Raw genomic sequence first — 7,017 nt, forward strand, 5'->3', positions numbered from 1 at the left:
AACAAAATGAAAACTTACCTAACAGAACAAATTAAAAACATCTCTATCCTGGGCAATTCGGGATCGGGAAAAACCACCCTCACGGAGGCCATGCTCTATGAGGGTGGAGTAATTGAAAGACGGGGCGAAGTGGAAAACAAAAACACTGTCTCTGACTTTACCGATGTAGAGCACGAAAATCAGATTTCCGTTTTTGATTCTGTGCTTTATACCGAATTCATGGATAAAAAAATAAACTTTATTGACACACCGGGCCTGGATGACTTCAACGGCGGGGTATTTGCAGCACTTAAAGTGACCGACCTGGGCCTGGTTGTCCTTAATGCTCAAAACGGTTTTGAAGTAGGCACCGAAATTACCGGCAGGTACCTTGAAGACAAGCATAAACCTGCCATGTTTGTGATCAATCAACTAGACCACGAAAAAGCCAATTACGAAAAAACAATCGAAGAATTGCGCGAACGTTTCGGGTCTAATTTAATCTGTATCCAGTACCCCGTTAATCCGGGAACAGGATTTAATGCCATCGTCGATGTATTGATGATGAAACTATATAAATATCCCCAAACCGGAGGTGCAGCCGAAATTCTGGAAATCCCTGAAGAGGAAAAAGAAAAAGCCCTAAAACTTCATCAGGAATTGGTTGAAAAAGCCGCTGAGAATGATGAAAAATTAATGGAACAATTTTTCGACAAAGGTACGCTCGAACCGGATGATGTCCGTAAAGGAGTTACCATTGGTTTTGGGACTTGCAGCATTTATCCCGTATTTTGTGTTTCTGCAAAAAAAGATATAGGAGTTGCCCGTTTAATGGAATTTATAAGGAATGTTGCCCCAGATCCCTCCATGGCAGCACCGGCAATTACCACAGAAGGCAAAGAAATCAAATGCGACAGTAAAGCTCCTGTTTCCCTTTTCTTTTTTAAAACAGCATTGGAACCCCATATCGGAATAATCAATTACTTCAAAGTCATGTCAGGCGAACTGATTGAAGGCCTTGATCTAAATAATAACAACAATGGCATTAAAGAGAGAATCTCGCAAATATTTGTTTCTGCCGGTAAAAACAGGATTAAGGTGGATAAACTGGTTGCCGGTGATATTGGAGCTACCGTTAAACTGAAAAGTACTAAGGCCAATCATACCTTAGGAATTGAAAACTATCAATTTGAACCTATTGTTTATCCTACACCCAAATATAGGACTGCCATCAAAGCATTAAAGGAAGATGAAGAGGAAAAATTGGGAGATGCCCTTGCACGTTACCATGAAGAAGATCCCACCATCATCGTTGAATATTCTAAGGAACTCAAACAGATAATCATCCATGGCCAGGGAGAATATCACCTTAACATACTAAAGTGGCACCTGGACAATATATATAAAATAGCCACGGAATTTCTTCCTCCCCGTATACCTTACCGGGAAACAATTACCAAAGTTGCCCAGTCATCCTACCGGCATAAAAAACAGTCAGGCGGTGCCGGACAATTCGGAGAAGTATCCATGATTATTGAACCCTATTATGAAGGAATGCCCGATACAACCAGTTATAAATTAAATGGTAAAGAACTTAAGGTTTCCATACGTTCTAAGGAGTCATACGACCTCAGCTGGGGAGGAAAGCTTTTGTTTTACAACTGCATTGTTGGTGGTGCAATTGATGCACGTTTTATGCCGGCCATTCTGAAAGGCATAATGGAAAAGATGGAACAGGGACCTCTGACCGGATCTTATGCCCGCGACATCCGGGTATTGGTTTATGACGGCAAGATGCACCCTGTAGATTCGAACGAAATATCATTTAAACTTGCCGGACGTAATGCCTTTAAAGAAGCATTTAAAAATGCAGGGCCCAAAATCATGGAACCCATCTATCACCTTGAAGTATTTGTTCCATCCGACCGGATGGGTGATGTGATGAGCGATCTGCAAAGCAGGCGTGCCTTGGTTCTTGGTATGGACAGGGAAAAAGGCCTGGAAAAAATCACGGCAAGAGTGCCTTTGGCTGAAATGAACAAATATTCCACAGCTTTGAGTTCACTTACCCAAGGCAGGGCAATGTATTCAATGAAATTTCTGGAATATGCCCAGGTTCCTGCCGATATTCAAAGCCAATTGTTGAAAGCATACGAAGAAACCGAAAAAGAAGAATAATTCCAATCATAAACCAAACAGCTTGCTAAGTGAGCAGGCTGTTTGGTTTTATAACTTTAAGAACATAAAATCACTAACTGACCAGGCCATCGAGTAAGTTAATTAGAAAACATAAACAAATTATAACATATAAAATATGTATCTTACTTCTTTAAGTTATTAAAAATAACCAATCATAAAGGCATATTTCACTTTAATATATATTATCTTAGCTGCCATAAATTTAACCCAAAATAAAGTGACTGACAGATTAGTAATTATTCCAACATACAACGAAAAAGACAATATTGAACGGATCATTAAGAAAGTTTTTAGTCTCTCTATTCCATTTGATATTTTAATTATCGATGACAATTCGCCTGACGGAACAGCACAAATTGTAAAGGATTTACAGAAAGAATTCAGTGACTCCCTTTTTATCCTGGAACGTCCGGGTAAGATGGGATTAGGAACAGCATATATAAAGGGGTTTAACTGGGCCATCGAACATAAATATGAATATATTTCGGAAATGGATGCCGATTTCTCTCATAATCCCGATGACCTGGTGCGGTTGTATGAAGCCTGCATTACAGAAAATGCAGATGTAGCAATTGGTTCAAGGTACAAATCTGGAGTAAATGTAGTAAACTGGCCTATGGGAAGGGTGTTGATGTCCTATTGCGCTTCCCTTTACGTGAGATTCGTCACAGGAATGGACATTGCAGATACTACGGCCGGTTTTGTATGTTACAACAGAAAGGTTTTGGAATCAATTGACCTGACTAAGATAAAATTTAAAGGCTATGCGTTCCAGATCGAAATGAAATTCACGGCCTGGAAAATGAAATATAAAATTGTGGAAGTGCCTATCATTTTTACCGACCGCAAAGTAGGAACCTCCAAAATGAGTGGTGGCATTTTTAATGAAGCGCTTTGGGGTGTTATTCGTCTCAAATTTAGAAGTTACTTCAAAAAATATCCCCGCATTGAAAAGTAAATATGAGCCGGTACATATTAATACATAAGGCGAATATCGTAAATGAAGGACATATTTTAATAGGGAGTGTCCTGCTTGACGGGCAAAAAATAAAGCAAATTTTCCCCGAAGGAGTGGTTATTCCTGTTGATCTGCTGGTAACATCCAAAATTATTGATGCCAAAGGCAAATATTTGATTCCCGGGGTAATTGACGACCAGGTACATTTCAGGGAACCCGGATTGACTCATAAAGGAGATATTTATAGTGAAACAAGAGCAGCAGTCGCAGGCGGGGTCACTTCTTTCATGGATATGCCCAATGTAAAGCCACCCACCACTACCCTTTCATTGCTGGAAGAAAAATATGCACTGGCTGCCGGAAAATCGCTCATCAATTATTCATTTTACCTGGGAGCAACCAATGATAACCTGGAGGAACTTTTAAAAACGGACCCTTCAAATGTATGCGGGATAAAAGTTTTTATGGGATCTTCAACCGGGAATATGCTGGTTGATAAACCTGAAGCCCTGCAGAAAATCTTTTCTGAAGTTAAACTTCCCATCGCTGTACACTGTGAGGATGAAGAAACCATTCAGAAAAATCTTAAGGATTTCAGGGCTAAATATGGGGAAGATGTTCCCATTGCCTGCCATTCTGAAATAAGAAGCGAGGAAGCCTGTTTCAAATCATCCTCACTGGCTGTTGAACTGGCAAAAAAATATGGGACCAAGCTCCATCTCCTGCATCTTTCAACGGGTAAAGAGTTGCAGCTGCTCGATGACACAACAGACCGCAGGAAAAAACTCATCACTGCCGAGACTTGTGTTCATTACCTATGGTTTACCAATGATGATTATGCAGAATTTGGGACAAGAATAAAATGGAACCCTGCAATAAAAACTGCTGCTGACCGGGAAGCCCTGCTTAAGGGATTATTGTCCGGCAAAATAGATGTCATCGCTACAGATCATGCCCCGCACACTTTAGATGAAAAACAAAACACCTATTTCAAAGCCCCTTCAGGCGGGCCATTGGTTCAACATTCTCTGGCAGTGATGCTCGAACTTTTTTATCAGGGAAAAATTCCCATCGAGACTATAGTCGATAAAATGTGCCATGCCCCTGCCGATATTTTCAACATCAATAAAAGAGGATACATTAAACCTGGATTCTATGCCGACCTTGTACTGATTGACCCCAATAAAAAGTGGACAGTAGCTCCTGAAAATATTTTGTATAAATGCAAATGGTCGCCATTTGAAGGTACAACCTTTCATGCGCAGGTAACTCATACTTTTGTTAATGGGAATCTTATTTTTGAAAATGGGACTTTGAATGAGACCTCCAAAGGAATGAGATTATTATTTAACCGTTCCAAACATTAAATAATTTCTGCACGGAATTTGCTAAATCATTAAAAATTGAATTCATGAAAAATCGATTTTTTAATCCGGTTATAATAGTCATGTTGTTGATCAGCCTGAACAACACGGTTATTCCTGCTGAAGCCCAGGGAAAGAAAACGCAGCCCAAATTGGTTAAAAATACTTTTAGTTTGGCAGAAAGCAACAATCAGTTTGCTTTCGATTTATATAAACAACTGGCTGTGCAAGAGGGGAATTTGTTTTTTTCTCCATTCAGCATATCAACGGCACTGGCAATAACTTATAATGGTGCTGCAGGAAAAACGAAAAGCGAAATGGCCAAAACCCTTCATTTTGACCAGCTTCAAAAAAATGTACCCCAAGCCTTTCACGTTTTGTTGGATAGTATAAAACCAGCCAAAAACAATAAGGATTTGCAGCTTAATATTTCCAACGCTCTATGGGCGCAGAAAAAATACTTTTTTTTAAACAGTTATATTAAATTATGCAGGGATTATTATTCTGCATCAGTTCAAAATGCTGATTTTACTACAAATACAGAAAGGGAGAAATCCAGAAAAACCATCAATCAGTGGGTAGAGAAACAAACTAAGGGTAAAATCAAAGACCTGCTACAAGCCGGAGCCATTGATGCGATGACGCGCATGGTCATTACCAATGCGGTCTACTTTTACGGTTCATGGGCAGAAAAATTTGATGAAAAACGCACCAGGCAGGACACATTTCATCTTGCAGACAAATCTTTTGTACTAGCTCCCTTTATGCACAAAACATTTTCTGCAAAATATTTTGAAAACGGAAATTTACAGATGGCTGAACTTCCCTATGCCTCCAGGAAATATTCAATGGTTATTATCCTTCCCAAAGCCCCAACCGGTCTTGAGCAAGTCATTAAAGACCTCACTAACAATAATTTTAAAATTTATTTTTCCAAATCAACTCAAAAAGAGGTACAGTTTTCTATACCAAAATTCAAGCTTAGCGGGCAATTTGATCTCGGACAAAACTTGTCCGGGATGGGAATGCCCTTGGCATTTAGCAATAAAGCCGATTTTTCGGGGATGACCGGGCATTACGATTTAAAAATTTCAAAGGTAATCCATAAAGCTTTTGTAGAAGTAAATGAGAAAGGCACGGAAGCAGCAGCAGCGACAGGTGTCATCATGGCTTTAAAAAGTACTTATATCAGCAATAAAATAATTTTTAAAGCCGATCATCCTTTCTTTTTTATCATCAGGGAAAATTCTACAGGTTCCATTCTTTTTATGGGAAGGTTGGCAAAACCGGAAACCAACCTTTAACAGGTTTGCTGCCTGTAAAATAGATTCAACCGGTTTGTGTGGTTAATCAATTCAAATATCAGATTAAACGGCACTCAATCAGAACAACCTGTTAATTTTCTTTTACATTTGCATTGAAAAAGGAAAGCAAATAAGAATGAAAAATTTTTTCGGGAAGGTTAAAAAAATCCTATCAAGAATAGTACTTTACTTCTTTATAATCAGCATATTATCTGTAATCATATTCCGTTTTGTGCCGGTGCCCTTCACGCCGCTTATGGTGATCAGAAATGTAGAAAGGATTGCTCATGGCAAATCCTTCCGTCTAAAAAAAGAATGGACTCCGATAAAAAAGATATCAAAGAATATGCAACTGGCCGTAATATGCTCTGAGGATCAGAACTTTACCAGCCATCATGGTTTTGACTTTCATGCAATTAACAAAGCAATAAAACACAATAAAAGAAGCCGTCATAAAAAAGGCGCAAGCACCATCAGCCAGCAAACCGCAAAAAACCTTTTTCTTTTTCCCGACAGAACTTGGGTGCGCAAAGGATTGGAAGTTTATTTTACAGCCTTGATTGAACTTTTCTGGCCCAAAGAGAGAATCATGGAAGTTTACCTGAACATTATAGAGCTGGGAGATGGCATTTACGGAGTAGAGGCGGCATCGCAGTATTATTTTACCAAGAGCGCCAAGAATTTAACCCGTAGCCAGGCATCGCTGTTAGCCGTCGTACTTCCCAATCCTATTAAGTATTCTGCCATGTATCCTAATGCTTACATCAGGCGCCGGCAACACTGGGTAATGCACCAGATGACTCTTTTTGGCCCAATTACTTACGACAAGCCAATGTTCAAACTTGAAGAAGACGAGGAATAGGCTCATACCTATTCCTTTGATGTGCCCCTTCAAAGAAAATAAGTAATTTGTAATAAGCAAAGCACATCAAATTATTTAAAATTTTCCAATCGGAATCAAAAATTAAAACCAACCATAAAACCTAATATAATGAAAAAGGACTTTTTTAAAATATCATTATTTATTAGCTGTTTTCTATTCTCCACAACCTTCGTGTCATTTGGGCAAAACAAAGGGCTATCAAAAACATTTGGGCCTTCTGATCAGATTTGTGCCGGCGTGAACATTCACTTTATAAAAGGCAATGAAAAAGATTTAGACATGATAGCTGCTGCAGGATTTAAATTTATCCGCATGGATTTTTCGTGGCAA

General features: G+C 39.1%; 6 protein-coding genes. All 6 read left to right on the top strand.

Annotated features, from left to right (window positions below):
• Window positions 1-6 precede the first annotated feature (6 nt).
• Window positions 7-2,157 carry an elongation factor G gene (locus Q8907_00965; GenBank protein MDP4272828.1) on the top strand — a complete coding sequence of 717 codons (2,151 nt, stop codon included), beginning with the start codon at window positions 7-9 and terminating at the stop codon, window positions 2,155-2,157.
• 238 nt (window positions 2,158-2,395) lie between these two features.
• Window positions 2,396-3,136, top strand: coding sequence for a polyprenol monophosphomannose synthase (locus Q8907_00970; GenBank protein MDP4272829.1), 741 nt, complete (start codon window positions 2,396-2,398; stop codon window positions 3,134-3,136).
• Window positions 3,137-3,138: 2 nt separating this feature from the next.
• On the top strand, window positions 3,139-4,503 hold the full coding sequence (locus tag Q8907_00975) for a dihydroorotase (protein MDP4272830.1): 1,365 nt from the start codon (window positions 3,139-3,141) through the stop codon (window positions 4,501-4,503).
• 44 nt (window positions 4,504-4,547) lie between these two features.
• Window positions 4,548-5,804: a serpin family protein gene (locus Q8907_00980; GenBank protein MDP4272831.1), complete on the top strand. Its 1,257-nt coding sequence runs from the start codon at window positions 4,548-4,550 to the stop codon at window positions 5,802-5,804.
• A gap of 136 nt (window positions 5,805-5,940) precedes the next feature.
• Entirely contained in the window at window positions 5,941-6,666 is a 726-nt protein-coding gene (mtgA, locus tag Q8907_00985; GenBank protein MDP4272832.1) for a monofunctional biosynthetic peptidoglycan transglycosylase, read from the top strand.
• A gap of 129 nt (window positions 6,667-6,795) precedes the next feature.
• Window positions 6,796-7,017 (top strand): hypothetical protein (locus Q8907_00990; protein ID MDP4272833.1); only part of this gene is annotated, 222 nt, incomplete at its 3' end.

The organism is Bacteroidota bacterium (genome assembly GCA_030706565.1).
GTDB lineage: Bacteria > Bacteroidota > Bacteroidia > Bacteroidales > JAUZOH01 > JAUZOH01.